This is a genomic window from Klebsiella sp. LY (genome assembly GCF_004010915.1).
Taxonomy (GTDB): domain Bacteria; phylum Pseudomonadota; class Gammaproteobacteria; order Enterobacterales; family Enterobacteriaceae; genus Klebsiella; species Klebsiella quasipneumoniae.
The window spans coordinates 4,219,738-4,245,960 of record NZ_CP022444.1; the positions used below are offsets into that span (position 1 = coordinate 4,219,738).

The following is a 26,223-nucleotide window of genomic DNA, read 5'->3' on the forward strand; positions in this document are numbered from 1 at the left end:
TCGACAGGATCGCCCCTCGGGGCGATCTTTTTTTTGCCCGGCTCACAGAAAACGATCCCTGGCTTTGCGCATCGGTTCGTTTTTCGGTATATGACTAGTCATGAAATTTAAATGACTAGTCATATACCGAGGCGCAGGATGAAGAACAGACTACCGGCAGATTTCTTATGGGGTAATTCCGTCTCCAGCATGCAGACGGAGGGGGCGTGGAACGAGGGCGGCAAGGGGATGTCGGTGTACGATATCCGGCAACCGGCGGAATTCGCTTCCGACTGGAAGGTGGCGACCGACTCCTATCATCGCTATCGGGAAGATTTCGATCTGATGCAGGATCTGGGCATGAACTGCTACCGTTTTCAGATCGCCTGGAGCCGGGTGTGTCCTGAGGGAGACGGCGAATTTAATGAAGAGGGCATCGCCTTCTACCATCAGTTTATTGATGAACTGATCGCCCGCGGCATCGAGCCGATGATCTGCCTGTACCACTTCGACATGCCGCTCTCGCTGGCGGAGCGCTACAACGGATTCACCGACCGCCGGGTGATGGACGCCTTTATTCGCTATGGCCAGAAGATGATCGCCTGCTATGGCGACAAGGTGAAATACTGGCTCACCTTTAATGAACAGAATCTGTACCATTCGCCGGAAGCGTTTCTGATTTCCGGCTACCTGCAGGGGGAGAAGACCCTGCGCGAGCTGTATCTGATCCAGCATCATGTGATGATGGCGCACGTCCATCTGACCGATCACCTGCATCAGACAAAGCCGCAGTGTCTGATGGGCGGAATGCTGGCCCACGCCCTGGTTTATCCGGCGACCTGCAAACCGCGCGATATCCTGTGCGCCCAGCAGCTGGACGAGTTTTTAAACCAGAACCTGCTGCGGGCTTACGCCGGGGAGGGCTACAGCCCGGAAGTGATGCATTTTGTCGCCGCTGAAGGGTTCGATGATATCTATCGTCCTGAGGATCTGGCGCTGATGGCGACGGTGAAGGTCGATTATCTGGCGTTCAGCTATTACGCCAGCCGGACGCTGAACAGCGACACCATCCCGGCGGGAACGGCGGTTAACAACTATATGCTGTTTGGCAATCAGGATAACCCGTTCCTGAAAGCGACAGAATGGAACTGGCAGATCGATCCGCTGGGCTTCCGGACCATCATCACCCGCTATTATAACGACTGGCGCCTGCCGGTGTTCCCGATTGAAAACGGCATCGGGGTGATTGAGTCGTGGGACGGTGAACATCCGGTTGCCGACGATTACCGCATCGCCTACCATCGCGACCATATCAACGCCATGAAAGCGGCCATGTTTGAGGATGGGGCGCAGGTGATCGGCTATCTCGGTTGGGGATTAATCGATATCCTGAGCTCGCAGGGTGATATGCGTAAGCGCTACGGCGTGGTCTACGTCAATCGCGAGAACCATGACCTCAAGGATCTGCGGCGGGTGCCGAAGAAGAGCTATGCGTGGCTGAAGCAGGTGATCCACAGCAACGGCGACGTGATGTAACGGTGTTCTGGCGGTCAGGTCAAGTATGCTGCCCGCCAGCCACTCACTGAATGAATAAGGACCGGGAATGACGGCGAAGTATCTGCAAATTGCGCGGGAAATAAAAAAACGCATCATCAGCCAGCAGTATCCTGCCAGCGCGCCGCTACCCGACCAGTTTGCGCTGGCGGCGGAGTTCAACACCAGCCGGATGACCATCCAGCAGGCGATGCGCCAGTTAATCGTCGAAGGGCTTATCTATACTCGCAAAGGGCAGGGCACCTTTGTGCGGAAAAATTTCCTTCAGCTGTCGCAGTGGGAGCTGCCCGGCAGCGACTATTTCGGCGCCACCAAAACCTGGGAACATCTTGGCGAGGTGCAAAGCGAAGTGGTGCGCTTCGAGGTGCGTTTTCCCACTGAGAAGGAGCAGAGTTCGCTGCTGATCGACGCCGATGCCCCGGTATATGACTTTGTCCGCCTGCGGCTGCTCAACGGCGAGCCGGTGTCGCTGGATTTGACGGTCATGCCGGTGGGGCTGGTGCCGGGGTTAACCAAAAGCCATCTGGAGGGGTCGGTGTTTCGCTACGTGCAGGAGACGCAGGGGCTGAAGCTGATGGGATCTTACCGCGTGGTGCGGGCGATGAAGCCGGACGAACTGGATAAACAGCATCTTCACTGCGAGGCCACCGATCCGGTGCTGGAGGTGGAACAGGTTATCTATCTGGAAGACGGCACGCCGCTGGAGTACGCCCACTGCCACTATCGCTACGACCACGGCGGGATTATTCTGGTGAATAACGGCTAGACCGGGGGACCCTGCCGGCGCAGCGCTCAGCAGGGCCACGGTGTTGTCAGGTTTAGCCAGCCGCAGCCAGGGACAATACAGATAAAAAAACGGCGGGCCTGATGCCCGCCGTTTTTCTTGTCATGCAGAACTTAGTTCAGACGCACCGGCATACCGGAGCGGTTCTGGATAGCCTGCTCAACCACGCTCTGATCGACATCAGACTGGCTGGTGATCGCCTGTACCGGTTGAGTCAGGGTGATCGGCACGATCTCGCCGCCCTGGAACTGGGCTTCGGTGGTCGACAGCGGGTTGTGAACCTCGATGTAACGGCTGCCGTCCGGCTCGGTGGTGGCTTTTACCGGCTCATCGATAAACTGCACGCGGGTGCCGACCGGCACGTTCTCAAACAGGAATTTGATGTCATCGTTGCGCAGACGCACGCAGCCGTGGCTCACGCGCAGGCCGATACCGAAGTTAGCGTTGGTACCGTGGATGGCGTACAGGCGGCCGATATACAGCGCGTACAGACCCATCGGGTTATCCGGACCGGCCGGTACGACGGCAGGCAGCGGGTTGCCGGCGGCAGCGTATTCCGCATGCATCTTGGCGGTCGGCGTCCAGGTCGGACCGGCCTTCTTACGTTCGACTTTGGTGGTCCAGTTGATTGGCGTATCTTTACCCAACTGGCCGATGCCGATCGGCAGAACGATCACGGTATTGGTGCCTTTCGGGTAGTAGTACAGACGCATTTCCGCGCTGTTGATGATGATCCCTTCATGCACGGTATCCGGCAGGATCAGCTGCTGAGGGATGTTCAGGACGCTACCGCCCTTCGGCAGATAGGTATCCACCCCCGGGTTGGCTTCCAGCATGTTGGAAAGCCCCATCTGATATTTGGCCGCGAAGTATTCCAGCGGCTGCTTGTTATCATCCGGAATGGTGATGACCTGGTTCTGACCAACCAAACGGCTGCCATCGGTTGGCAAAGGATAGGTGACAGCAGACGCTGTATTGCAAAAGCCTACGATGGCGAAGGCTGCCGCTAAGAGTGTAGATAATTTCATAGTTTTTAATGTCGTGTGCGAAATCAACGCCACACAGGCCTTTGTTAATGATTGAGACAGTAGATGGGAGCGCATTATATGTGCATTCCGCTGAACAGGTAAATCAGATGTGTACGAAATCACATTTTTTTCCCTGTCGCCTCGGCTGCCGCGCCCTGGCGTTCGGGGCGACAGGGGTTAGTCTTCCAGCAGCCGGGCCTGCAGCGCGACGCGGGCCGGGGCGGTGAGCTGATACTCTTCCGCCAGCCAGGCGTCGACATTGCCATAGCGCTGCTGAATGGCCGACAGCGCGGCGGCGAGATAGGACTCTTTCACCGTCAGGATGTCCGCCAGGCTCTGGCGCCCCTGGGCCGTCAGGTCGTTGCCGAGCATCTCCAGCATCCAGGCCTCCACCTGCGTCAGCATGCCATGGGTGAGGAGATACTCCTCCATCACCGTCTCGCTGTCGCATCCGACGGCGAACAGGGTTAACGCGCAGCCGACGCCGGTGCGATCTTTTCCGACCGCGCAGTGTTGCAGCAAGGCGCCGTCGAAAGGGGTCGTCAGCCACGCGGCGAGCTGGCGATAGGCCGGGTTGTTAAACGGCAGCTGGCGATAGAGTTGCAGCATAAACTGCTCGCCGTTCAGCGCATTAAGGGTGGCGGCATTCAGCTCGGTGACCTTCGCATTGACCTCGCCGAGCGGCGGATTGGCCGGCGCGTTGAGATAGTGGGTGAGCGGGCTCAGTTTGTCCGGGGTGCGCTGCACTTCACCGGGGTCGCGGTAGTCGAGCACCCGGCTGAGCGGCAGGGTATCCAGGTGGTTGAGATCCTCAGCCGTTAGCCGGTTTAGCGCGCCGGAGCGCAGCAGCTTGCCGCTGCGTACCCGGCGTCCGTCGGCGGTGCGCTGGCCGCCCAGGTCGCGAAAATTGATGCCGCCCTGCAGGGATAAAAAGGCCGGATGTCGCGGTAGGCTGGTGGTCATGGGACTCCTCATCATCACGTACAGAATAACGGTTTGCGCGCAGGTCTCTGGCGCATCTGACAAAGACCATAGCACAAGCGCCGCGGCGGAATTTACCGCAGACCGTGAAAAGTGCGTCATTTACTGGCATAATGTCTGCTGTATCACACCCCTCATACTCTTTTTTCAGGATATCCCCGTGCTAGTATCCAGCAACGTTACCATGCAGTTTGGCAGTAAGCCGCTGTTCGAAAATATCTCCGTTAAATTTGGCGGCGGCAACCGTTATGGTCTGATCGGCGCCAACGGCAGCGGTAAATCGACCTTTATGAAGATCCTCGGCGGCGATCTCGAACCGACGCTGGGCAACGTTTCTCTCGACCCGAACGAGCGCATCGGTAAGCTGCGTCAGGATCAGTTCGCCTTTGAAGCGTTCACCGTGCTGGATACGGTGATCATGGGCCACAGCGAGCTGTGGGAAGTGAAGCAGGAGCGCGATCGCATCTACGCCTTCGCTGAGATGAGCGAAGAAGATGGCTATAAAGTGGCCGATCTGGAAGTTAAATATGGCGAAATGGACGGCTACTCTGCTGAAGCGCGCGCGGGCGAACTGCTGCTGGGCGTGGGCATTCCGGTTGAACAACATTACGGCCCGATGAGCGAAGTCGCCCCGGGCTGGAAGCTGCGCGTCCTGTTGGCGCAGGCGCTGTTCTCTAACCCGGACATTCTGTTGCTCGACGAACCGACCAACAACCTGGACATCGACACCATTCGCTGGCTGGAGCAGACGCTGAACGACCGCGACAGCACGATGATTATCATCTCGCACGACCGTCACTTCCTGAACATGGTCTGTACGCACATGGCGGATCTGGACTACGGCGAGCTGCGCGTCTATCCGGGCAACTACGACGAATACATGACGGCGGCCACCCAGGCGCGTGAGCGTCTGCTGGCGGACAACGCCAAGAAAAAAGCGCAGATTGCCGACCTGCAGTCCTTCGTTAGCCGCTTCAGCGCCAACGCCTCTAAATCGCGTCAGGCCACCTCGCGCGCGCGTCAGATTGACAAGATCAAGCTGGAAGAGGTTAAAGCCTCCAGCCGTCAGAACCCGTTTATCCGCTTCGAGCAGGACAAGAAACTGTTCCGTAACGCGCTGGAAGTGGAAGCCCTCACCAAAGGCTTTGAAGAAGGTCCGCTGTTCAAAAACGTCAACCTGCTGCTGGAAGTGGGCGAGAAGATTGCCATTCTGGGCGCCAACGGCGTGGGTAAATCCACGATGCTGAAAACCCTGGTGGGCGAACTGCAGCCCGATAACGGCACCGTGAAATGGTCTGAAAACGCGCAACTTGGCTACTACGCGCAGGATCATGAATACGAGTTCGAAAACGACCTGACGGTCTTCGAGTGGATGAGCCAGTGGAAACAGGAAGGCGACGACGAGCAGGCGGTGCGCAGTATCCTTGGTCGACTGCTGTTTAGCCAGGATGACATCAAGAAGCCGGCGAAAGTACTGTCCGGTGGTGAGAAGGGGCGGATGCTGTTTGGTAAGCTGATGATGCAGAAGCCAAACATCCTGATCATGGACGAACCGACCAACCACCTGGATATGGAATCCATCGAATCGCTGAACATGGCGCTGGAGATGTATCAGGGTACCCTGATATTCGTCTCCCATGACCGTGAGTTCGTCAGCTCGCTGGCCACCCGCGTGCTGGAGATTACCCCGGAACGGGTGATCGACTTCAGCGGCAACTACGAAGACTACCTGCGCAGCAAAGGTATCGAGTAATCCCTCTTCGTTACCCGGGTAGCGGCTACGCCTTACCCGGGCTACGCCTGGCATGGGATCTGTAGGCCCGTGCAAGCGTAGCGCCGCCGGGCAATAACCGCGGGTAAAGAGCCACTTTCGCGCCGGATGGCGGCTGCGCCTTATCCGGCCTACGGTCGGTGCTATTGTGAGCTTAAGAGCCCTATCTTGTACCCATGGTTACCGAAACTGTCCGTTACCGGGCTACCAAACCGCACAGTGCTGTAGCCCCGGTAAGCGGTAGCGCCACCGTGGATTTTGAGGCCACCAGTTTGTAGCCCGGATTAGCGTAGCGCAATCCGGGAACATCATTAAATCCAGGCCGGGCAAGGCGTAAGCCGCCGCCCGGCATATCGCTTAGCGCCTCCACTCCGTTCCTTCAACGCCATTCACCAGCAGTTTGCGTTTTTCTCCCGCCGGTAATGACAGCTTCAGCGCTTTCCACGCCGGGCGATAGTTGCCGCGGGCGTTGACCTTCAGGTTGATGGTGCTGCTGTCGCACGCCATTTCCCACTCCAGCCATAGCGCATCGCCCTGTTTATAGCCCCAGCTTTCGCCGTCATCCTCAAACAGCAGACCCGAAGAGGTCCCGACGCCTTTCAGCGGGAACAGCTGCAGTTCGCGACGATCGTCCTGTTGCGCCGCAACATGACGGATGCGCTCGCTGAGCGGCAATCCGGCCCCGGCGCGGACCAGCAGCGGCAGCTTTTCCAGCGGCGCGTCGAGGGTGACCCACTGGCCGCCGGCGAACCATTGGTGGCTGTAGAAATCATACCAGCCGGCCTGATTATCCGGCAGCCACACCTCACGCTGACGGGCGCCAGGCTCGACCACGCTGGCCACCAGCAGGTCGCGCCCCAGCAGGAAGTCATCGCATTCGGCGAAGGTCTGCGCGTCGTGTTGATGATCGAGGAAGGTCGGGCGCAACATCGGCTCGTCGTCAGCATGCGCCTGCCACAGCAGGGTATACAGATAGGGCAGCAGGCGGTAGCGCAGCTCAATCGCGGAACGAATGGCCGGGGTAACGGCCGGATACATCCAGGCTTCGTTGACCGTCTGGTCGTCATTCCATGAGTGAATGGTAAAGCGCGGGTGCATCACGCCGTTTTGTACCCAGCGCACAAACAGCTCCGGCTCCGGTTTATCGCCGGAGAAACCGCCGACGTCGTGGCCGACGTTAAACAGCCCGGAAAGGCTCATGCCCAGCCCCATGCGGATGTTATAGCGCAGCGTATCCCAGTTGGTGCGGTTATCGCCGCTCCAGGTCTGGACGTAGCGCTGCATCCCGGCGCAGCCGGAACGAGAGATGAGATACGGGCGCTTTTCCGGCGCAAAGCGCTGCTGGGCTTCCATCGAGGCGCGCATCATCAGCAGCGGCATCACCGGGCGAATATGCTTGATGGCGATTTCGCGGCCAAAGCCGTAGCAGCGCGCTTCGCCGTCCCACACCTCATACTCGTTATTATCGTTCCAGGTCGAGTCTATGCCCATCTCCAGCAGCTGGCTGGTGACCCCTTCCTGCCACCAGGCCACGGTTTGCGGATTGGTGAAGTCGAGGTGCGATCCTTCATCGTCCCAGAAGCTGGAGCGCTCCGGAGCGTCGGTTTGCGAATCGCGAACGAAAAGGCCGCGCTCCGCCACCTCGCCATAGCGCGGATGGTCCTGCAGCAGGCAGGGTTTGATATTGGCGGCCAGCTTCAGCCCGGCGTCGTGAAACGACTGACTCATCACTTTTGGCTGCGGCACCTTGTCGTAGTTCCAGTTAAAGACGTAGCGCTTGCCGTTAATCGAGGTATAGCCGGATGAGAGCTGGAACGAATCGCACGGAATAGCGTGCTCATCGCACAGGCGGATGAAGTTCATCAGCTGATTTTGCGCATCCGGCGCGTCGGTGTAGTGCATGGTCGAGCCGCTGTAGCCGAGGCTCCATTTTGGCCCGAACAGGGTTTTACCGGTCAGACGTACAAAGGCTTTGGTGACATCCAGCACCTGTTTACCGGTGAACAGGTAGTAATCGATATCGCCGGCTTCCGCCTGCCAGCGGCGGTAGGCGGTGTGGTAGTTGTCGATTTCGTTACCCAAATCCAGCCAGCAGCTGCTCAGGTTGTCGTAAAACAGACCATAGCTGACGTCGCTGCGCTGGGTGATGGTGAACGGAATATGTTTATACAGCGGGTCGGTGCTGGCGGCGTTGTAGCCCATGGCGTCGAGGTTGCGCATCTCATAACGCTTACCGGTGCGCTGCAGATCGCCGGCCTTTTCGCCCAGACCATAGAAACGCTCGTCTTTCCGGCGGCTCAGATAGTGGGCGACGCCGTCGCCGTGGGCATTGGCCAGATAGGCGCTGGTGGGGCGGTCGTTAGCAAGCTGCTGCCATTCCCCGGCGTCGTCGCGATAGCTCCACTCCAGCCACAGCGGCTGATGGACGGTGACGCGCAGCTGGCGGGTGGCGATGGTCAGCGTATCGGCCTCCTGTGTCAGCTGCCAGGCCGGGAGACTAAAACCGCTTAGGTCATCCCGGGCGCGGCCTTCCCACGGCACATCCTGCTGCGGAGCGATACTCCAGGTGCGATCCAGCGCCAGCTGGCCCTGGCGTTTCAGCAGCACGCGGAATAAATTCTCTTCCAGTACGTACAGGCACAGGGTGTGCTGGCCATCGACCGTCAGTTCAACGTGATGCTCCAGCTGTTGATGTAAACTCCAGTGTTTCAACGTTTTCATATCTTACATCCACTCTCAGGCGCGTTTAGCGCGACGTTCAGCAATAAATGCCACCAGGAAAACGGCGCCAATCAGGTCAAAGAACCCCATGGCGATGAACAGCGGGTTGAAGCCAATTTTGTCGGCGGTCACCCCGATTAATAACGAAAACAGGAAGCTGGCGATCCACGCCGCGGATCCGCGCATACCGTTTACCGTCGCCATTTGTCCCTTGTCGAACGACTCCACCACCAGCGCGCTGAGCATGCAGGAGATGATCTGATGTCCGAAGCCGCCAATGGAGATCAGGACGATGGTGATATAGGGATCGCGAGTGATAGCGACGAGGGCCAGGGAGATCATCAGAAATGCGCCGGTCACCGAGCTGGCGATCACTGAGTTGACTCGCGTACAGCCGAACCAGCGAACGTACAGGCGGGTGAGGTAGCCGCTGACCACGCTGCCGAGGTCGGCGGCGAGGAAAGGCAGCCAGGCGAACATGGCGATCTGCTTGAGATCCATGCCGTGCTCTTTGGCCAGGTACAGCGGTACCCAGAAGCTCAGCACCGCCCAGGCGGGCTCGGCCATAAACGCGGGAATGGCGATCCCGTAGAAACGTTTATTCTTCGAGACGGTTTTGAGTGCGGTAAAGAAGGGCTGTTTCACCGGCGGCGCTTCGTTATCCTGCTTGATGTACTCCAGCTCGCTTTTGCTGAGGTTGGGGTGCTTTTCCGGGTTCTGATAGAAGGCCCACCACAGCACCACCCACAGCAGGGCCAGCGCGCCGGTAAACATAAACGCCCCCTGCCAGCCGAAGGAAGCGTGGGCGAAGTAGATGATCGGCGGGGCGAGCATTGCGCCGATAGAGAACCCGACGCCAGCCCAGCCGGCGGCGATTGGCCGTTCAGACTTCGGGAACCACTCGCCGATGGTCTTGGCGTTGGCCGGGGTGGCGGCCGCCTCGGCCCCGCCCATAAAGAAGCGCAATATCGCCAGGTGCAGCCAGCTGCCGGCCCCGGCGTGGGCGATACAGGCCAGCGCCCACAAGGTGGCGCAGATCATAAACCCGAGCTTCAGGCCGATGACGTCGATAAGCCAGCCACAGAGCGGCTGGAAAATCGTGTAAGCCAGCTGAAACGCGCCGACGATCCAGGAATATTGTTCGGTGGTAATGCCGAGCGTCGCTTTCAGTTCCGGGGCGATAATCCCCAGCGAGTTGCGTGTGATGTAGTTGACGGTGACGCCAAGTAAAAACAGGACCAGCACCCACCAGCGCAGGTTTTTTACCACCCGGCGCGTTTTGCTGACCGCGATATCATTGTTGAGGCCTTGACTCATAGCACACTCCACATGACGTTAGTAGGGGGAAAGTGACGACCTCAATCCTTGAGTGGCCACGTAGTGTTATTAACTATTTGAATAGTCTATTTTTTTTATCTCAACATCATTGGTATAACTAGTATGGGAGATGTTGGACCAATTCAGGCTAAGGGAGAAAAAACGGCGGGCAAAGTGCTATTTATGCAAGTTTTTTCATGAAATGACCGGGATCTCAAATTTTGCGCTGTCATTTGCTTACAGGGAGCGCTTTGGCGATTATGAAAATTCTTTCATTTTCCAATCGGAGCTGGATCACAAAATGGATAAAAAGCTGCGCGTCGCCGAAATCGCTGCCCGCACTGGGCTGTCGGCCAGTACCGTTTCGCGCGTCCTGGCCGGAAAGGCGAATACCAGCGACAAGGCGCGCCGGGCGGTGCTGGAGTGCGCCCGCGAGCTGGGGGTCATGCAGGGGCTGGCCGCCGGGCGTCTGCTGCTCAATAATCTGCTGGTGTTTGCCCCGCAGCGCGCCTTCGATGAGCGGTCGGATATCTTCTACTACCGGGTGATCCAGAGCATCAATAACGCGCTGGCGGCGCATGAAGTGCGCCTGCGCTACTGCGCGCTGGACGAAAACGACAGCGACGCCAATCTGTTTCTTGCCCGCATGAACGAAGCGGAAACCCAGGCCGCGGTGCTGCTGGGGATCGACGATCCGCATATTCATGGCCTGGCGGCGGATCTGGGTAAACCCTGCGTCTTGATCAACTGTCGGGATGAAGGGATGCGGTTGCCGTCCATTGCCCCCGATCATCGTTTGATTGGCCAGTGCGCCGCCCGCTATCTGTTTGATATGGGGCATCGGGTGGTGATGAACGTCATGTGTTTGCGCCGCTATACCATGGAGCTGCGGCTGGGGGGGATCGAGGAGGCGTGGCGCGCGCGCAATTTGCGCTTTACCGCCAGCCGGGATCTCATCAGCGTCGCCAACTTTAGCGCCAGAGAGACCGAAGAGCAGGTGGGGGCCTGGCTTGATGGCTTACAGGGCAGGCCGTTGCCCACCGCCTTCCTGGTGGGCGGCGATTTCATGGCCGCCGGCACGGTCAGCGCATTGCAAAAGCGCGGCCTGCGGGTGCCGCAGGATGTCTCGGTGATGAGCATCGACGGGTTTAATCTGGCGGCGATCCAGGAGGTGCCGCTGACCGCGGTGCATGTGCCGCGGGATGAACTGGGCAGCGAGGCGGTGCATCTCCTGCAGCAGCGCCTGCTGCGCCCGGAGGCGCCGCACGGTTCGCTGCTGCTGCACGGCACGCTGGTGGTGCGCGATTCGGTACGGCGGATCCGGCCGGGCAAAGGCCATACCGCCGTGGAGCCGCAGGGGCTGTATGACGATTAAACCGGGATACCCAGCGCCCGCTTGCCGTGGATGTTCAGATCTTCCAGAGTGAAGCGCCCCTGCCAGCTGGCCTCATAGTCCTCGCGCGGGAAATCCCCCGGCGAGGCCCCTTTTTCCAGAGCAATTTTCACTTTCTGCGCGTAGGCGAGGTTCTTTTCGCACATCGGCGCTGCCGGAATGTACATCACATTGCCCCAGCCCTGCTGATTTTCCACCGGCGCCACCGAGTGAATGACGTCGCAATGCCACCAGACGGAATCGCCAGCGTTCAGCGCCGGAATCGAACTGAGGGCTTTGATCAGCAGCGGGTGCCACTGCTCAGAGATCGGCAGTACTCTGCCCGGCGCGACGCCGCACAGCTCATCTTCCGGCACATCGTCAAGCAGTGGGCGCAGTAGAACATAAGCCATCGCCTCGGGGATCGGCACCACGTGCAGTAGCCCCTGACCCGGGATCATGTCCGATAGCGCGGTCCAGCCCTGGAAGGTGCGGAACACTGAGCATTTGGTGGTGTTGTCGACGGTGTACTCTTCCACTTCAGTACGGTGCGCGGCGTCCCACGGATCGTAAGCGTCGACATGACCGTTAAACACGTTGGCGAAGACCTGCTGGTAGGCGGGGAGCAGCCAGCGCTCCAGCGCACCGGAATCGGTATGCGCGCCCAGCCCCTTCGAGGTGGTTCCCGGCGGACGGCGGCGAATGCGGTCAGGGTAAATGACGCTGACGTCCGGATCGAACCAGCGCTTGCCGTCCTGCTCAAAGCGCCACAGGCGGTTGAGGAAGGACTGCGCCGCCGCCATTTCATCGCTCTGGCGGGCCTGCATTTGCGAGGGCGACCAGTAGATGGGATAGATTTCCGGCCGCGAAGCCTCAAGCGTACCGAAGAAGCTGTCGCCTGGCCCTTTATAGACCTCGTCGAAATGGTTCAGATCCAGATATTCCAGCATCGCGGTATCCCAGGCCAGCGCCTGTTCGCGCGGAAAGTGGCCTTTGATCACCGCGCAGCCCCGACGCTTAATGGCCGCGCGCTGGGCATCGCTCACGGTTCCCTCGGCGATATCGCGGAACGGAATGGTTGGCCAGACCTCCTGGCCTGCGGCTTTCAGCGTCTCAATTTCCTGCAGGCGCTCGCTGATGCGCGCTGAGAGCTTATCGAACACCGCCTGGACGTCGCCGATTTGCGCCCGCAGCGCCTGCTTCATCTGGCGAATCGCCGCTTTGTGGTCGGCGGGGAGTGTTTCGTGGGTCGGGAGAGCAGCCATAATAACCTCGCTGTATCTTTCATTCGAAAGTATTAAATCTTACAAACGTTAATTTAAGTTAAAATGGAGTTAATGCAAGTTTAAAATCTTGCTGCGGCGCACAAAATGGACAAGCCGGGGCGTGCAGCCCCGGAGAGAGGTCAATCGTTGAAGGGAGCGCTGTTATCGAGGACGGCCTGAATGACGTTCAGCGCGCCGTCATGGTTATTATCGTCGGTCGCGTATCCGGCGATAGCCTTAATGCTGTCGGCGGCGTTACCCATGGCGAAAGCGTATTTCACCAGCTTCAGCATTTCGGCGTCGTTGCCGCTGTCGCCGATGGCCACGCACTGCTGCGGCGACAGGTTCCAGCGCTTGAGCAGGCGGCTGATGCCGTTGGCTTTATGCAGGCCGGGAATAATCAAATCGACAAAGCCAAAGCCGCTGGTGACCGGCTTCATAATGCCGTCGAGCGACACGTGCAGTTTATCGATCAGCTGCGGGATCTCACTGTCCGGCAGGTTCAGAGAGAATTTGAACAGCGTATCGTCGATGGCGTGATAGTCGCTTACCCGCTGCAGACGGTGGTAGTGCTTTGACATCAGGTCGACGAAGGCATCCGGGGCGTTATCGCTGACGTAAGCGCTCTGCAGGCCGCAGGCGACGAAGTTCAGCTGCGGATCTTTGAGTAATTCGCCAATCACCACCTGCGATTCGTGGTGGGTCAGTTCGCCGTGGAACAGCTGCTTACCATGCGCAAAGACCAGTGCGCCGTTTTCGGCGACGAATGAGATCTGCTCGCGGATCTCCGGGAAGAAGGAGATCAGCTGATAGTACTGGTTGCCGCTGGCGACAACGAATTCAATGCCGCGCTGCTGCAGCTGGGCGAATTGCGCCAGAAACCGTGCGCGATCGTAGGTTTTGGCGTCATTGAGAAAAGTTCCGTCCATATCGGTGACGATAACTTTAACGGTCATAAGGGGGTGCTCCTGGCTTAACTTCGACCAGTAACATTCTAATTACAATGTGATGGGGAGCACAAATTTATTTCGAATGAAAGTTCATGCATTCAGAAAATGCCGGGAGGCGGCGTTGCCTTTCCCGGCCTGCAGGACAGGGAAGGCCCGCTAAGCGTCGCGCCAGCGGGCCTGAGGGGTTACAGCGTATGCTCGGTACGGGCGATGATATCGTCCTGGGTATCCGGCGACAGGGCGGTAAAGAACGCCGAGTACCCGGCGACGCGCACCACCAAATCGCGGTACTGGTCGGGGTGTTTCTTCGCCTCCAGCAGCGTGTCGCGCGAGACAATGTTGTACTGGATATGCCAGCCTTTATGCACCTCGAAGAAGGTGCGCAGCAGCACCATCAGCTTCTGCTTATCGGACTCGTTCTCCAGGGTGGACGGATTCAGCTTCTGATTAAGCAGCACGCCGCCGAGGATCGCCCCGGTGGGCAGTTTACCCACCGAACTGATGACCGCCGTCGGCCCCAGATGGTCGGTTCCGGAGGCCGGGCTGGCCCCTTCCGCCAGCGGGGTGTGCGCTTTACGGCCATCCGGCGTCGCCATGGTCTGCGCGCCGAACGGCACGTTGGCGGAGATAGACGACGTGCCGGCGTAATAGTTGCCGCCGATCGGGCCGCGGCCATAGCGCGGGTTGTGATACTGCTTCAGCTCGTCGATATAGGTCTGGTAGGCCCGCGCCAGCAATGCGTCCACGCTGTCATCATCGTTACCGTACTTCGGCGCGCCGTTGATCAACCGCTGGCGCAGCTGCTCGTGGGTCAGGCCGTCGAAATCTTCCGCCAGCGCCTTCGCCAGCTCCTGCTGGTCGATAACGCCCTGATCGAAGACCAGCTTTTTCACCGCCGCCAGGCTGTTGCCGAGGTTGGCGATGCCCACCTGCAGACCGGACACCCAGTCATATTTCGCGCCGCCTTGCTTGATACTCTTCGCCCGTTCGATGCAGTCGTCCACCAGCGCCGAACAGAGAATATCGTGGACGTTCTCTTCCAGCATGGTATCGACCACGTACTCAATCTCAATCGACTTACGGGTGTAGTAGCGGATCTGGCGGTCCCAGTCGGCCAGTACCTCGTCGAAGTTAGCGAAGTTGCCTTTCGACAGGGCGTGCTCCTGCGGCAGAAACACCTGGCCGCTGGTGGCATCGCGGCCGCCTTCCAGCGTCGCCAGCATCACCCGCGCGAAGTTGATAAAGCTCATGCCGGTGCAGCGATAGCCCCATTTGCCGCCGACCGCGGTTTCGATACAGCCGATGGCCGCATAATCGTAGGCGTCCTGCGGCTCAATACCCAGCTTGATAAATTCCGGGATCACGATTTCGTCGTTATTAAACGCTGGCATACCGAAGCCGCAGCGGATCACCTGGACGCAGGCGTCGAGGAAATCGTTGCTCATTCCGGCGTGGTAGCGCACGCTGAGGTTCGGCTGGGTCGAACGCAGACGACCGCAGGATTCCAGGATGGCATACGACAGCGGGTTGACCGCGTCCTGCGGCTGGCCATCCACCAGGTTCTGGCCGCCGATGGTGACGTTCTGATACAGCGGGCTGCCGGCCGAGGCCTTGGAGTGCGAGCCGGAGCGGATCTTGTTAACCTCCAGCAGCTTCAGCCAGCAGCTGTGCAGCAGCTCAATGGCCTGTTCGCGATCCAACGATTGCTGCAGCTCAACGTCGCGGCGGTAGTACGGATAGAGGTACTGGTCCATGCGGCCAAACGAGACCGAGTGGCCATTGGATTCAATCTGCAGGATCAGCTGAATGAAGTAGCACAGCTGCAGCGCCTGCCAGAAGGTCTTCGGCGGCGCATGGGCGATGATGTCGCAGTTTTCGGCAATCGTCAGCAGCTCCTCGCGGCGTGCGTCACGGGATTCTGCCGTCGCCATCTCGCGCGCCAGCGCGGCGAAGCGTTTGCTGTGGTCGCTGACCGCCGCCAGCACTATATCAATCGCTTTCAGGAACTGTTCGCCGTGCAGGTCTTCCAGCACCGTCAGATTGATGCGCGACCGGCGTTCGGCGACTTTTGCACGCAGGCCGTCCAGGCCTTTCTCCAGCAGCAGCGGGTAGTTGACCGCCAGGTGGGCGTCGCCGGAGGTCATATTGCCCTCTGCCTTAATAATGCCGGTGGCGAGCAGCGCTTTCTGCTCATCGGTAAACATGCCGTAGCAGCGGTCCTGTACGGTCTGGCCGCGCCACCACGGGCACACTTCATGCAGCACGCGCTTGTTCTCTTCGCTGACCGCGAAGCCGGCGCCGGGGCGGTCGGCGAGATCGTCGATCTCTTTCTCGATCCAGCTGACAGTGTATTCCGGGAAGATCGGCGCGGCGCGCACTTCGCTGGCCTGGTTGCCGACGATCAGCTCATCGTGCTTGATCCAGATGGTGCGCTCGGCAAGGTGATGCGCCAGCGCCAGGGCACGACGCACCGGGATTGGCTTATCAAGATGCTGCTGATACATCTCGGTGTAGTGGCGGGCGCGTTCGGTACAGACCGGTGGCTTGACAATATGCACCAGCGCCATTTTATGGGCCTGGATGCGGGCGCTGAGGGTGTTGAGTTTCAGAGTCGTCATAAGGTTATCCTCGTAAGATCGCCGTTAGCCCCTTGCTCCGCGCATAATCCTGCGCAAAGGCGAGCAGCTCGGGAGCATCCAGCGGTTTATCCGGTGCGGTGTAGGGCTGACTGAGTAACTGGTATTTATTCATTCCCAGCGTGTGGTAGGGCAGGAAATGGATTTCGCTGACCCGCAGGCGGTCGGCGGCAAAATCAGTGATGGCGGTGATGTCGGCTTCGCTGGCGTTGAATCCCTGGATTAACGGCACGCGAATGATCATGTTTTTCCCCGCCTGCGCCAGACGCTGCAGGTTGTCCAGCACCCGGCGGGCGCTGCCGTCGGTCCACTGCCGGAAAACGGCCTCGTCGACATGCTTCAGGTCGGCGAGAAACAGGTCGACGAAGGGTAAAGCCGGTTCAATGTATTTCCAGGGGACGTGCAGGCAGGTTTCCACAGCAGTATGGATCCCTGCCTGATGGCTGGCCTCGAACAGCGCCCGCGCCAGGCCCGGATTCATAAAGGGTTCGCCGCCGGAAAGGGTGATGCCGCCGCCGCTGCGATCGTAAAAGGGTTTATCGCGCAGCACCGTCGCCATGATCTCCTCGACGCTCTTCTCTTCGCCGCACACCGTGAGCGCGGTGGTGGGGCAGCAGTCGCGCAGCGCGGCGATATGGCTGTCGTTAACGTGTTGCCGGTGAATGATCAGGCCATCGAGGGTGCGGGTGATAACCGCCGGCGCCGCCTGCTGGCACAGCTCGCAGCCGGCAAGGCACAGGCGCGGGTCATACAGCAGGTCTTCGCTGCGGGCGCGGCTCTCCGGATTCTGGCACCAGCGGCAGCCCAGCGAGCAGCCTTTCAGGAAGACGACGGTGCGGATCCCTGGGCCGTCATGGGTGGAATAGCGCTGGATATTGAAGATCATGGCTTACCCTCTTGTTTGCGTATGAATATAAAAACACTTTCGAATGAAAGTTATATTGACGCAAATCAACAAGCGGGATGGGGATAAGTCAGAGGGGAGAAAATAACGAGAGCGGTCACAAAACCACCGGCGACTCTCGTCGCCGGTAGGGGGGTTAGTGCGAGCCGCATACCTCGCACTGCGGGTGGCGCATCAGCTTCATTTCACGAAACTGGCAGGTCATGGCGTCGTACATCACGATTTTTCCGCTGGCAGGGGTGCCGTAGCCGGTCAGCAGCTTAATGGCCTCCATCGCCTGCAGGGAACCGATAGTGCCCACCAGCGGGGCCATCACGCCGGCTTCGACGCAGGTGAGGGCATTTTCGCCAAACAGGCGGCTCAGGCAGCGGTAGCAGGGTTCGCCCTGCTGATAGGTGAAGACGCTGATCTGCCCCTCCATGCGGATCGCCGCCCCGGAAACCAGCGGGGTTTGGTGGCGGAAGCAGCCGGCGTTGAGCTGGTTACGGATGGCGACGTTGTCGGTGCAGTCGAGCACCAGATCGTGCCCGGCAATCTGCGCCGCCAGCGCCGGTTCATCCAGTAAGGCATTGAGCGGCACCAGATGAACGTGCGGATTAATGCGCGCCAGCGCCTCGCGGGCGGAATTCACCTTAGGCTGGCCGAGGGTGGCATCGCTGTGCAGCGTCTGGCGCTGCAGATTGGAGAGCGAGACGGTGTCGAAATCGAGCAGGGTGAGCTGCCCCACCCCGGCGGCGGCCAGATACTGCGCGGCGGCGCAGCCAAGCCCGCCGAGGCCGACCACCAGCACCCGAGCGGCCTTTAGCCGCTCCTGGCCGTCAAAATCAAAACCGCGCAAAACAATCTGCCGGTTATAGCGCAGCATCTCTTCATCGCTCAGCTCCACGGCCATTACAGCCCCCCAAACAGATGGCTAAACGGTTCGACCTCGACCCATTCGCCCGCTTCAACGTGGCCGCGCTCGCGCTCCAGCACGATAAAGCAGTTGCCGAGGCTGAAGGAACTAAATATGTGCGAGCCCTGATGGCCGGTGGTGGTCACCACCAGCTCGCCGTCCGGGTTGCGCTGCAGAATACCGCGTTGAAAATCGAGGCGGCCCGGCGACTTTTTCAGTCGTGTGGCGGCGCGTACCCGCAGGCGAGTTGCCTGAAGCGGGCCGTACTTGCCCGAGAGCTTCGCCAGCAGCGGCTGCACCAGCTGACAGAAGGTGACGGTGGCGGAAACCGGGTTGCCCGGCAGGCCGCAGAACCAGCTGCTGCTGAGCTTGCCGAAGGCGAAGGGTTTGCCCGGCTTGATCGCCAGCTTCCAGAAGCCGATCTCCCCCAGCTCTTCAAGAATGGTTTTGGTGTAGTCGGCTTCGCCCACCGAGACGCCCCCGGAGCTGATGACCACGTCGGCCTGCTGGTCGGCGGCGATAAAGGCCTCACGCAGTTGCGCCGGATCGTCAGGAATAATGCCGAGGTTAATGACCTCGCAGCCCAGCTGTTCGAGCATCAGATGCACCGCCAGGCGGTTGGTATCGTAAATCTGGCCGTCGCCGAGCGGTTGACCCGGCAGTTGCAGCTCATCGCCGGTCGAGAAGACCGCGACGCGAACCTTGCGCACCACCTCGACGTCGGCAATGCCCAGCGAGGCCAGCACCGGCAGCTCGGCTACCGTCAGCGGCGTTCCCGCCGGGAAGACCACCGCGCCATGGGCGATATCTTCTCCGCGGCGGCGAATATGCTGCCCGGCTTTCACCGGCGCGGTAAAGCGCACGCCGGCGTCGGTCTGTTCAGTCTCTTCCTGCATGACTACCGCGTCGCAGCCTGCAGGCACCGGCGCGCCGGTCATAATGCGGATACAGGTGCCGGTGGGCCAGGCGTCGTGAAACGGCTGGCCGGCGAAGGCCTTCCCGGCGACCGGCAGGGCCGCGCCGTCGCGAAGGTCGCTCAACCGGACGGCATAGCCATCCATCGCCGCGTTATCAAAGCCGGGGACATCCAGCGGGGAGATAATGTCATGGGCGGTAACGCGCGCGAAGGCCTGCAACAGCGGTACAGTTTCCGTGGCGCTCAGCGGCGTAATACGATCGAGCATCTGGGTGAGGGCTGTGTCGAGCGGCATCAGTCCGGCGGTAAAATCCATGGGTCACTCCTGCGGGCAAAACGGCGAAAACGCCTATTATGGCAGAAAAGCGGCGCGGGCTGTATGCCACCTGGGTACGAGGCTTTACATCGCCCGCCGCTCTTTCTATATTCAAAAATTGTATAAGACATTCAGCAATATAATGATATCAATACCCTTATTCCTGACGTGACCGGCGCCGCGACGCGCTACGACAGGGCGGGGGCTATCCACTTCATCGTTAAGGACTGGCGAAATGGGCAAGGCGGTTATAGCAATTCACGGCGGCGCAGGGGCGATTTCTCGCGCGCAGATGACGCCGGAGCGGGAGCGGGAGTACGTGGCGGCGCTGTCGGCTATCGTCGAAAGCGGACAGAAAATGTTGGCTGCGGGCGCCAGTGCGCTGGATGCCGTGACCGAGGCCGTCCGTCTGCTGGAGGAGTGTCCGCTGTTTAACGCCGGGATCGGCTCGGTATTTACCCACGATCAAACCCACGAACTGGACTCCTGCGTGATGGACGGCTACAGCCTGCAGGCGGGGGCGGTGGCCGGGGTCAAACATTTACGTAATCCGGTGCTGGCGGCGCGTCTGGTGCTGGAGAAGAGCCCGCACGTGCTGCTGATCGGTGAGGGGGCGGAAAATTTCGCCTTCTCCCACGGAATGGCGCGCGTCGATAACGATCTCTTTTCCACCCCCGAGCGCCTGCTGCAGCTGCAGGAGGCGAAAGCGGGTGGGGAGATCATCCTTGACCACCATGCCGCTCCGCTCGACGAACGCCAGAAAATGGGCACCGTCGGGGCGGTGGCGCTCGATCTGGCCGGCAATCTGGCGGCGGCGACCTCCACCGGCGGCATGACCAACAAACTGCCCGGACGCGTTGGCGACAGCCCGCTGCCGGGCGCGGGGTGCTACGCCAACAACGCCAGCGTGGCGGTCTCCTGCACCGGCACCGGCGAAGTCTTTATGCGTACTCTGGCGGCCTACGATATCGCCGCCCTGATGGAGTACGGTCAGCTCAGTCTCTATTCTGCCTGCGAGCGGGTGGTGATGGAGAAGCTGCCGGCCCTCGGCGGCAGCGGCGGACTGATTGCCGTCGATCGCGAAGGCAACGTCGTTTTACCGTTTAACAGCGAAGGCATGTACCGCGCCTGGTGCTATGCCGGCGATACGCCGACCATTGGCATTTATCGCGAATAGAACAAGGGAGAGGGAGAGTGCCGCAAACTCACGAAACGGATACCTGCGAAGTACTGGTGGTGCGCAACCTGAACGTGGCGTTTCGCCAGCAGGATGCGCCAGAGGTGCAGGCCGTGCGTCAGCTTTCCTTCAGCCTGCGCCGCGGCGAGACGCTGGCGATTGTCGGGGAGTCTGGTTCGGGAAAATCGGTCACCGCTCTGGCGCTGATGCGTCTGCTTGACGCCGCCAGCAGCGAGGTGAGCAGCGAGGGGCTGTGGCTGCGACGGCGCAACCGGCAGGTGATCGCGCTCAATGAGCAATCGGAGGCCGAAATGCGCCGGGTACGCGGCGCGGACCTGGCGATGATTTTTCAGGAGCCGATGACTTCGCTGAACCCGGTGTTCACCATCGGCGAGCAGATCGCCGAATCCCTGCGTCTGCACCAGGGGCTGGGGCGCGAAGAGGCGCTGCGCGCGGCAAAAAAGATGCTCGACCAGGTGCGTATTCCCCAGGCGGAAGAGATGCTCTCACGCTATCCGCACCAGCTCTCCGGCGGCATGCGCCAGCGGGTGATGATCGCCATGGCGCTCTCCTGTCGGCCGGCGGTGCTGATTGCCGACGAGCCGACCACGGCGCTGGATGTCACCATCCAGGCGCAAATTTTGCAACTTATCGCCGTCCTGCAAAAGGAGATGGCGATGGGGGTAATCTTTATCACCCATGACATGGGGGTGGTGGCCGATATCGCCGATCGGGTGCTGGTCATGTATCGCGGCGAGGCGGTGGAGACCGGCAGCGTCGAGGAGATTTTCCGTTCACCGCAGCACCCTTATACGCAGTCGCTGCTGGCGGCGGTCCCCCGGCTGGGGGAGATGCGCGGTCGGGATCTGCCGCGCCGCTTTCCGCTGCCGGGGCAGCCGCTGGCGGAGACAGAAACGCCAGACACGGTGGTGGCGGGGGAGCCGATTCTGCAGGTGCGCGATCTGGTGGCCCGTTTCCCGGTGCGCGGCGGGCTGCTCAATCGCGTGACGCGCGAAGTGCATGCGGTGGAGAAGGTGAGTTTTGATCTCTGGCCGGGAGAGACCCTCTCTCTGGTGGGGGAGTCCGGCTGCGGCAAGTCGACCACCGGCCGGGCGCTGCTGAGGCTGGTTGAGACCCAGGGCGGCACCATTACCTTCGACGGTCAGCGGATCGATACCCTCTCCGGCAGCAAGCTGCAGTCCCTGCGGCGCAATATTCAGTTTATTTTTCAGGATCCTTACGCCTCGCTCGATCCGCGCCAGACGGTCGGCGATTCGATTATGGAGCCGCTGCGGGTGCATGGCCTGCTGGACAGGGAGGCGGCGCGCGAGCGGGTCGCCTGGCTGCTGAAGCGCGTGGGGCTGCAGCCGGAGCATGCCTGGCGCTACCCCCACGCCTTTTCCGGCGGCCAGCGGCAGCGGATCTGCATTGCCCGCGCGCTGGCACTGAATCCGAAGGTGGTGATTGCCGATGAGTCGGTGTCGGCCCTGGATGTCTCCATTCGTGCGCAGATTATCAATCTGATGCTCGACCTGCAGCGCGAGATGGGCATCGCGTTTCTGTTTATTTCCCATGATATGGCGGTGGTGGAGCGCATCAGCCACCGCGTGGCGGTGATGTATCGCGGCCGGATTGTCGAAATCGGCCCGCGCCGCGCAGTGTTTGAAAACCCGCAGCACCCCTATACCCGTAAGCTCATGGCCGCCGTACCGGTGGCCGACCCGGCCTACCGTCATCCGCAGCGGGTCCTGCTGTCTGATGACGTCCCGGGCAATATCTATAAGCGGGGCGAGGAGATCGCCAGCCCGCCATTGCAGCAAGTTGGGCCGGGCCACTTCGTCGCCCGCGACGCCGCCGACGTGCTGGGCAGAACATAACAACACATAACGCACCTTTTCAGGAGAACACGATGACACAACCTGTTTCACGCAAATGGTGGCTGGCGCTGAGTATCGCGGCGGCCCTGGCGAGCGCCCCCGCTTTTGCCGCCAAAGATGTGGTGGTGGCGGTCGGGTCTAACTTCACGACGCTCGACCCCTATGATGCCAACGATACTCTGTCGCAGGCGGTGGCGAAGTCCTTTTATCAAGGCCTGTTCGGCCTTGATAAAGAGATGAAGCTGCAAAATGTCCTTGCCGAGAGCTACACCGTGTCGCCGGATGGCCTGGTGTACACCATCAAGCTGCACAGCGGGGTGAAATTCCAGGATGGCACCGACTTTAACGCCGAGGCGGTCAAGGCTAACCTCGACCGCGCCAGCAACCCGGAAAACCATCTCAAGCGCTATAACCTGTATAAAAATATCGCCAGCACCGAGGCGGTTGATCCGACCACGGTGAAAATCACCCTTAAACAGCCGTTCTCGGCGTTTATTAATATTCTCGCCCATCCGGCGACAGCGATGATTTCGCCGACGGCGCTGAAAAAATATGGCAAGGATATCGGCTTCCACCCGGTGGGCACCGGGCCGTATAAGCTCGATACCTGGAACCAGACCGACTTCGTGAAGGTCAGCAAGTTCGATGGCTACTGGCAGCCGGGGCTGCCGAAGCTGGATTCCATTACCTGGCGACCGGTGGTCGATAACAATACCCGGGCGGCGATGCTGCAGACCGGCGAGGCGCAGTTTGCCTTCCCGATCCCCTACGAGCAGGCGCCGCTGCTGGCGAAAAACAGCAAACTGGAGCTGGTGGCCAGTCCGTCGATCATGCAGCGTTACATCAGCATGAACGTGACGCAGAAACCGTTCGATAATCCGAAGGTGCGCGAAGCGATCAACTACGCCATCAACCGCCAGGCGCTGGTCAAGGTGGCGTTTGCCGGCTATGCCACCCCGGCGACCGGCGTGGTGCCGCCATCGATTGCCTACGCTCAGAGCTACCCCGCGTGGCCTTACGATCCGGCGAAAGCGCGCCAGCTGCTAAAAGAGGCCGGCTACCCCAACGGGTTTAGCACTACGCTGTGGTCGTCACATAACCACAGCACCGCGCAGAAAGTGCTGCAGTTTACCCAGCAGCAGTTGGCACAGGTGGGCATAAAGGCGCAGGTGACGGCGATGGACGCCGGTCAGCGGGCGGCGGAAGTGGAAGGTAAAGGGCAGAAAGAGAGCGGGGTACGGATGTTCTATACCGGCTGGTCCGCCTCCACTGGCGAAGCCGACTGGGCGCTGTCGCCGCTGTTTGCTTCCCAAAACTGGCCGCCGACCCTGTTCAACACCGCTTTTTACAGCAACCCGCAGGTGGATAGCGCGCTGAGCGAGGCGCTGAAAACCACCGATCCGCAAGAGAAAACCAAACTCTACAAAGCGGCGCAGGATATTATCTGGAAAGAGTCGCCGTGGGTGCCGCTGGTGGTGGAGAAACTGGTCTCCGCCCACAGCAAGAACCTCACCGGCTTTTATATCCAGCCGGACACCGGCTTCAGCTTCGAACAGGCAGATTTAACACCGTGAAGGTCGAGATGATGCCCTCCGGCGCTAGTGGGCGGAGGGCGGTTTTTCCGCGGGGCGGGTTGTGGAGGTACGATGCTCAACTATGTGATTAAGCGCCTGCTGGGGCTGATCCCCACCCTGCTAATCGTCGCGGTGCTGGTGTTTCTCTTCGTCCATATGCTGCCCGGCGACCCGGCGCGGCTGATTGCCGGACCAGAGGCCGATGCCCAGGTGGTGGCGATGGTGCGCCAGCAGCTGGGGCTTGACCAGCCGCTGCACGTCCAGTTCTGGCACTACATCACCAACGTGCTGCGCGGCGATTTTGGCATGTCCATGGCCTCGCGGCGTCCCGTTGCCAGTGAGATAGCCAGCCGCTTTATGCCCACCCTGTGGCTGACGCTGGCCAGCATGAGCTGGGCGGTGCTGTTTGGCATGGCGGCGGGGATCGCGGCGGCGGTGTGGCGCAATCGCTGGCCTGACCGTCTGGGAATGGCGCTGGCGGTGAGCGGTATTTCGTTTCCGGCCTTTGCCCTCGGCATGCTGCTGATGCAGGTGTTTTCGGTTGAGCTGGGCTGGCTGCCGACGGTGGGCGCCGACAGCTGGCGGCACTATATTTTGCCGTCGCTGACCCTCGGCGCGGCGGTGGCGGCGGTGATGGCGCGCTTTACCCGCGCGTCGTTCGTCGATGTGCTGCATGAAGACTATATGCGTACCGCCCGGGCGAAAGGGGTGAGCGAAACGCGGGTGGTGCTCAAGCATGGTCTGCGCAATGCGATGATCCCGGTGGTCACCATGATGGGGCTGCAGTTCGGTTTCCTGCTCGGCGGCTCGATCGTCGTGGAGAAGGTCTTCAACTGGCCCGGGCTGGGGCGACTGCTGGTCGATTCGGTAGAAATGCGCGATTACCCGGTGATTCAGGCGGAAGTGCTGCTCTTTTCGCTGGAGTTTATTCTTATCAATTTAGTGGTGGATGTGCTGTACGCGGCCATAAACCCGGCTATCAGGTATAAGTAAGGTGCGATTGCTTAACTGGAGAAGGCAGGCGGCGCTGAACGCCATGCCGGGCATCAGGCCCGGCGAAATCCATACCCCCTGGCATGAGTTCTGGCGGCGCTTTCGGCGTCAGCCGGTGGCCATGGGCGCCGGTATTTTCGTGCTGTTGCTGATTGCGGTGGCCATCGTCGCCCCATGGATAGCGCCGTACGATGCGGAAAATTATTTCGACTACGACCGGCTTAACGAGGGGCCTTCGCTGGTGCACTGGTTCGGTGTCGACTCTTTGGGGCGCGATATTTTCAGCCGGGTGCTGGTGGGGGCGCAGATCTCGCTGGCCGCCGGGGTGCTGGCGGTGCTGATTGGTGCGGCCATCGGCACGGTGCTTGGGCTGCTGGCCGGCTACTATGAGGGCTGGTGGGACCGGCTGATTATGCGTCTGTGCGACGTGCTGTTCGCCTTTCCGGGGATCCTGCTGGCGATCGCGGTGGTCGCCGTCATGGGCAGCGGGATGGCCAACGTGATTATCGCCGTGGCGATCTTCTCGATCCCGGCGTTCGCCCGGCTGGTGCGGGGCAACACTCTGGTATTAAAGCAGCAGACCTTTATTGAATCGGCGCGCAGCATTGGCGCCAGCGATGCCACCATCCTCTTCCACCACATCCTGCCGGGGACGGTGTCGTCGATCGTGGTTTATTTCACCATGCGCATTGGGGTATCGATTATTTCGGCGGCCAGTCTGTCGTTTCTCGGTCTCGGCGCGCAGCCGCCCACGCCAGAGTGGGGCGCGATGCTCAACGAGGCGCGGGCGGATATGGTGATGTCCCCGCACGTGGCGCTGTTTCCGGCGGTGGCGATTTTCGTGACCGTGCTGGCGTTTAATCTGCTGGGGGATGGCCTGCGCGATGCGCTGGATCCGAAGTTAAAGGGGTAGGGGACGTCGGGTGACGGTCTGGCGCACGACGGGGGGATAAGCTGCATCGGTTGCCACTTTCTCTGCCCGGGAAAAGCGTTTATCACGTGTGGCGTCAGCGCACATTGCGCTCCCGGTTAATTTTCTGCGTTATGTCTGGCTTGGCGCAGGGAGCGCACAGGGGGCGGCCAGTCGCCGCCGCCCCCTGTACCCCCGGGCTCCGGCCAGCAACATCGCCACTTCGTGGTGCCTTCGACTTATCCCTGCAGGCTGCGGGTCGGGCCGAGGCAGCGTCCGTGCAAAACATGGCCCTCAGCCCGC

The 26,223-nt window shown here is 60.4% G+C and carries 18 protein-coding genes and 1 pseudogene; 9 read left to right on the forward strand and 10 right to left on the reverse strand.

What is annotated here, in order from left to right; genetic code table 11:
* Positions 1-138 precede the first annotated feature (138 nt).
* Both CE636_RS23680 and CE636_RS23685 read left to right on the forward strand, forming a co-directional pair.
* A complete protein-coding gene (locus CE636_RS23680) occupies positions 139-1,515 on the forward strand; it encodes a glycoside hydrolase family 1 protein (protein WP_004886222.1) in 1,377 nt (458 codons plus the stop codon).
* Between the two features lie 67 nt (positions 1,516-1,582).
* On the forward strand, positions 1,583-2,299 hold the full coding sequence (locus CE636_RS23685) for a GntR family transcriptional regulator (RefSeq protein ID WP_017900154.1): 717 nt from the start codon (positions 1,583-1,585) through the stop codon (positions 2,297-2,299).
* Positions 2,300-2,430: 131 nt separating this feature from the next.
* Here CE636_RS23685 and ldtB read toward each other — a convergent pair whose 3' ends face one another.
* Positions 2,431-3,345 carry a L,D-transpeptidase gene (gene ldtB, locus CE636_RS23690; RefSeq protein WP_004886230.1) on the reverse strand — a complete coding sequence of 305 codons (915 nt, stop codon included), beginning with the start codon at positions 3,343-3,345 and terminating at the stop codon, positions 2,431-2,433.
* Positions 3,346-3,522: 177 nt separating this feature from the next.
* Positions 3,523-4,438: pseudogene (locus tag CE636_RS23695) on the reverse strand (tyrosine-protein phosphatase).
* Between the two features lie 48 nt (positions 4,439-4,486).
* Between CE636_RS23695 and CE636_RS23700 the strand changes: the two are divergent.
* Complete coding sequence (locus CE636_RS23700) at positions 4,487-6,079, forward strand: ABC-F family ATPase (protein ID WP_017900152.1); 1,593 nt, start codon at positions 4,487-4,489, stop codon at positions 6,077-6,079.
* A 375-nt stretch (positions 6,080-6,454) separates the two neighbouring features.
* Here the strand turns inward: CE636_RS23700 and CE636_RS23705 are convergent, their stop codons facing one another.
* Together CE636_RS23705 and CE636_RS23710 are read right to left on the reverse strand one after the other, a co-directional pair.
* Positions 6,455-8,818: a glycoside hydrolase family 31 protein gene (locus CE636_RS23705; protein WP_004886238.1), complete on the reverse strand. Its 2,364-nt coding sequence runs from the start codon at positions 8,816-8,818 to the stop codon at positions 6,455-6,457.
* Between the two features lie 15 nt (positions 8,819-8,833).
* Positions 8,834-10,135, reverse strand: a complete 1,302-nt coding sequence (locus CE636_RS23710) for an MFS transporter (protein ID WP_004886240.1) — start codon at positions 10,133-10,135, stop codon at positions 8,834-8,836.
* Between the two features lie 301 nt (positions 10,136-10,436).
* Between CE636_RS23710 and CE636_RS23715 the strand changes: the two genes are divergently transcribed.
* Positions 10,437-11,510 carry a LacI family DNA-binding transcriptional regulator gene (locus CE636_RS23715; protein WP_004886244.1) on the forward strand — a complete coding sequence of 358 codons (1,074 nt, stop codon included), beginning with the start codon at positions 10,437-10,439 and terminating at the stop codon, positions 11,508-11,510.
* On the opposite strand, the gene CE636_RS23720 is transcribed toward CE636_RS23715, so the two are convergent.
* From CE636_RS23720 to moeA, 6 genes are all read right to left on the reverse strand, one after another.
* Positions 11,507-12,772 (reverse strand): DUF1479 domain-containing protein, encoded by a 1,266-nt coding sequence (locus CE636_RS23720; RefSeq protein WP_017900150.1) that lies wholly within the window; start codon positions 12,770-12,772, stop codon positions 11,507-11,509. The genes CE636_RS23715 and CE636_RS23720 overlap by 4 nt on opposite strands.
* Positions 12,773-12,912: 140 nt before the next feature.
* Positions 12,913-13,728, reverse strand: coding sequence for a Cof-type HAD-IIB family hydrolase (locus CE636_RS23725; protein ID WP_004886250.1), 816 nt, complete (start codon positions 13,726-13,728; stop codon positions 12,913-12,915).
* 179 nt (positions 13,729-13,907) lie between these two features.
* A complete protein-coding gene (locus CE636_RS23730; protein WP_017900149.1) occupies positions 13,908-16,340 on the reverse strand; it encodes a formate C-acetyltransferase/glycerol dehydratase family glycyl radical enzyme in 2,433 nt (810 codons plus the stop codon).
* A 4-nt stretch (positions 16,341-16,344) separates the two neighbouring features.
* Positions 16,345-17,244 (reverse strand): glycyl-radical enzyme activating protein, encoded by a 900-nt coding sequence (locus CE636_RS23735; RefSeq protein WP_004886257.1) that lies wholly within the window; start codon positions 17,242-17,244, stop codon positions 16,345-16,347.
* Positions 17,245-17,398: 154 nt separating this feature from the next.
* A complete protein-coding gene (gene moeB, locus CE636_RS23740) occupies positions 17,399-18,154 on the reverse strand; it encodes a molybdopterin-synthase adenylyltransferase MoeB (RefSeq protein ID WP_017900148.1) in 756 nt (251 codons plus the stop codon).
* Positions 18,154-19,389, reverse strand: coding sequence for a molybdopterin molybdotransferase MoeA (moeA, locus tag CE636_RS23745; RefSeq protein WP_017900147.1), 1,236 nt, complete (start codon positions 19,387-19,389; stop codon positions 18,154-18,156). Before moeA ends, moeB begins: the two co-directional genes overlap by 1 nt.
* 235 nt (positions 19,390-19,624) lie before the next feature.
* Here moeA and iaaA point away from each other — a divergent pair, with 235 nt between their 5' ends.
* The 5 genes from iaaA to gsiD all read left to right on the forward strand — a co-directional run bounded on the left by iaaA (position 19,625) and on the right by gsiD (position 25,923).
* A complete protein-coding gene (gene iaaA / locus CE636_RS23750) occupies positions 19,625-20,566 on the forward strand; it encodes a beta-aspartyl-peptidase (protein ID WP_017900146.1) in 942 nt (313 codons plus the stop codon).
* 17 nt (positions 20,567-20,583) lie between these two features.
* A complete protein-coding gene (gene gsiA / locus CE636_RS23755; protein WP_017900145.1) occupies positions 20,584-22,443 on the forward strand; it encodes a glutathione ABC transporter ATP-binding protein GsiA in 1,860 nt (619 codons plus the stop codon).
* Between the two features lie 32 nt (positions 22,444-22,475).
* Positions 22,476-24,017 (forward strand): glutathione ABC transporter substrate-binding protein GsiB, encoded by a 1,542-nt coding sequence (gene gsiB / locus CE636_RS23760; protein WP_004886272.1) that lies wholly within the window; start codon positions 22,476-22,478, stop codon positions 24,015-24,017.
* 72 nt (positions 24,018-24,089) lie between these two features.
* On the forward strand, positions 24,090-25,010 hold the full coding sequence (gene gsiC, locus CE636_RS23765; RefSeq protein WP_004886274.1) for a glutathione ABC transporter permease GsiC: 921 nt from the start codon (positions 24,090-24,092) through the stop codon (positions 25,008-25,010).
* Position 25,011: 1 nt separating this feature from the next.
* The gene (gene gsiD, locus CE636_RS23770) at positions 25,012-25,923 is read left to right on the forward strand and encodes a glutathione ABC transporter permease GsiD (protein ID WP_004886276.1); all 912 of its coding nucleotides are present in this window, start codon (positions 25,012-25,014) and stop codon (positions 25,921-25,923) included.
* Positions 25,924-26,223: the final 300 nt, after the last annotated feature.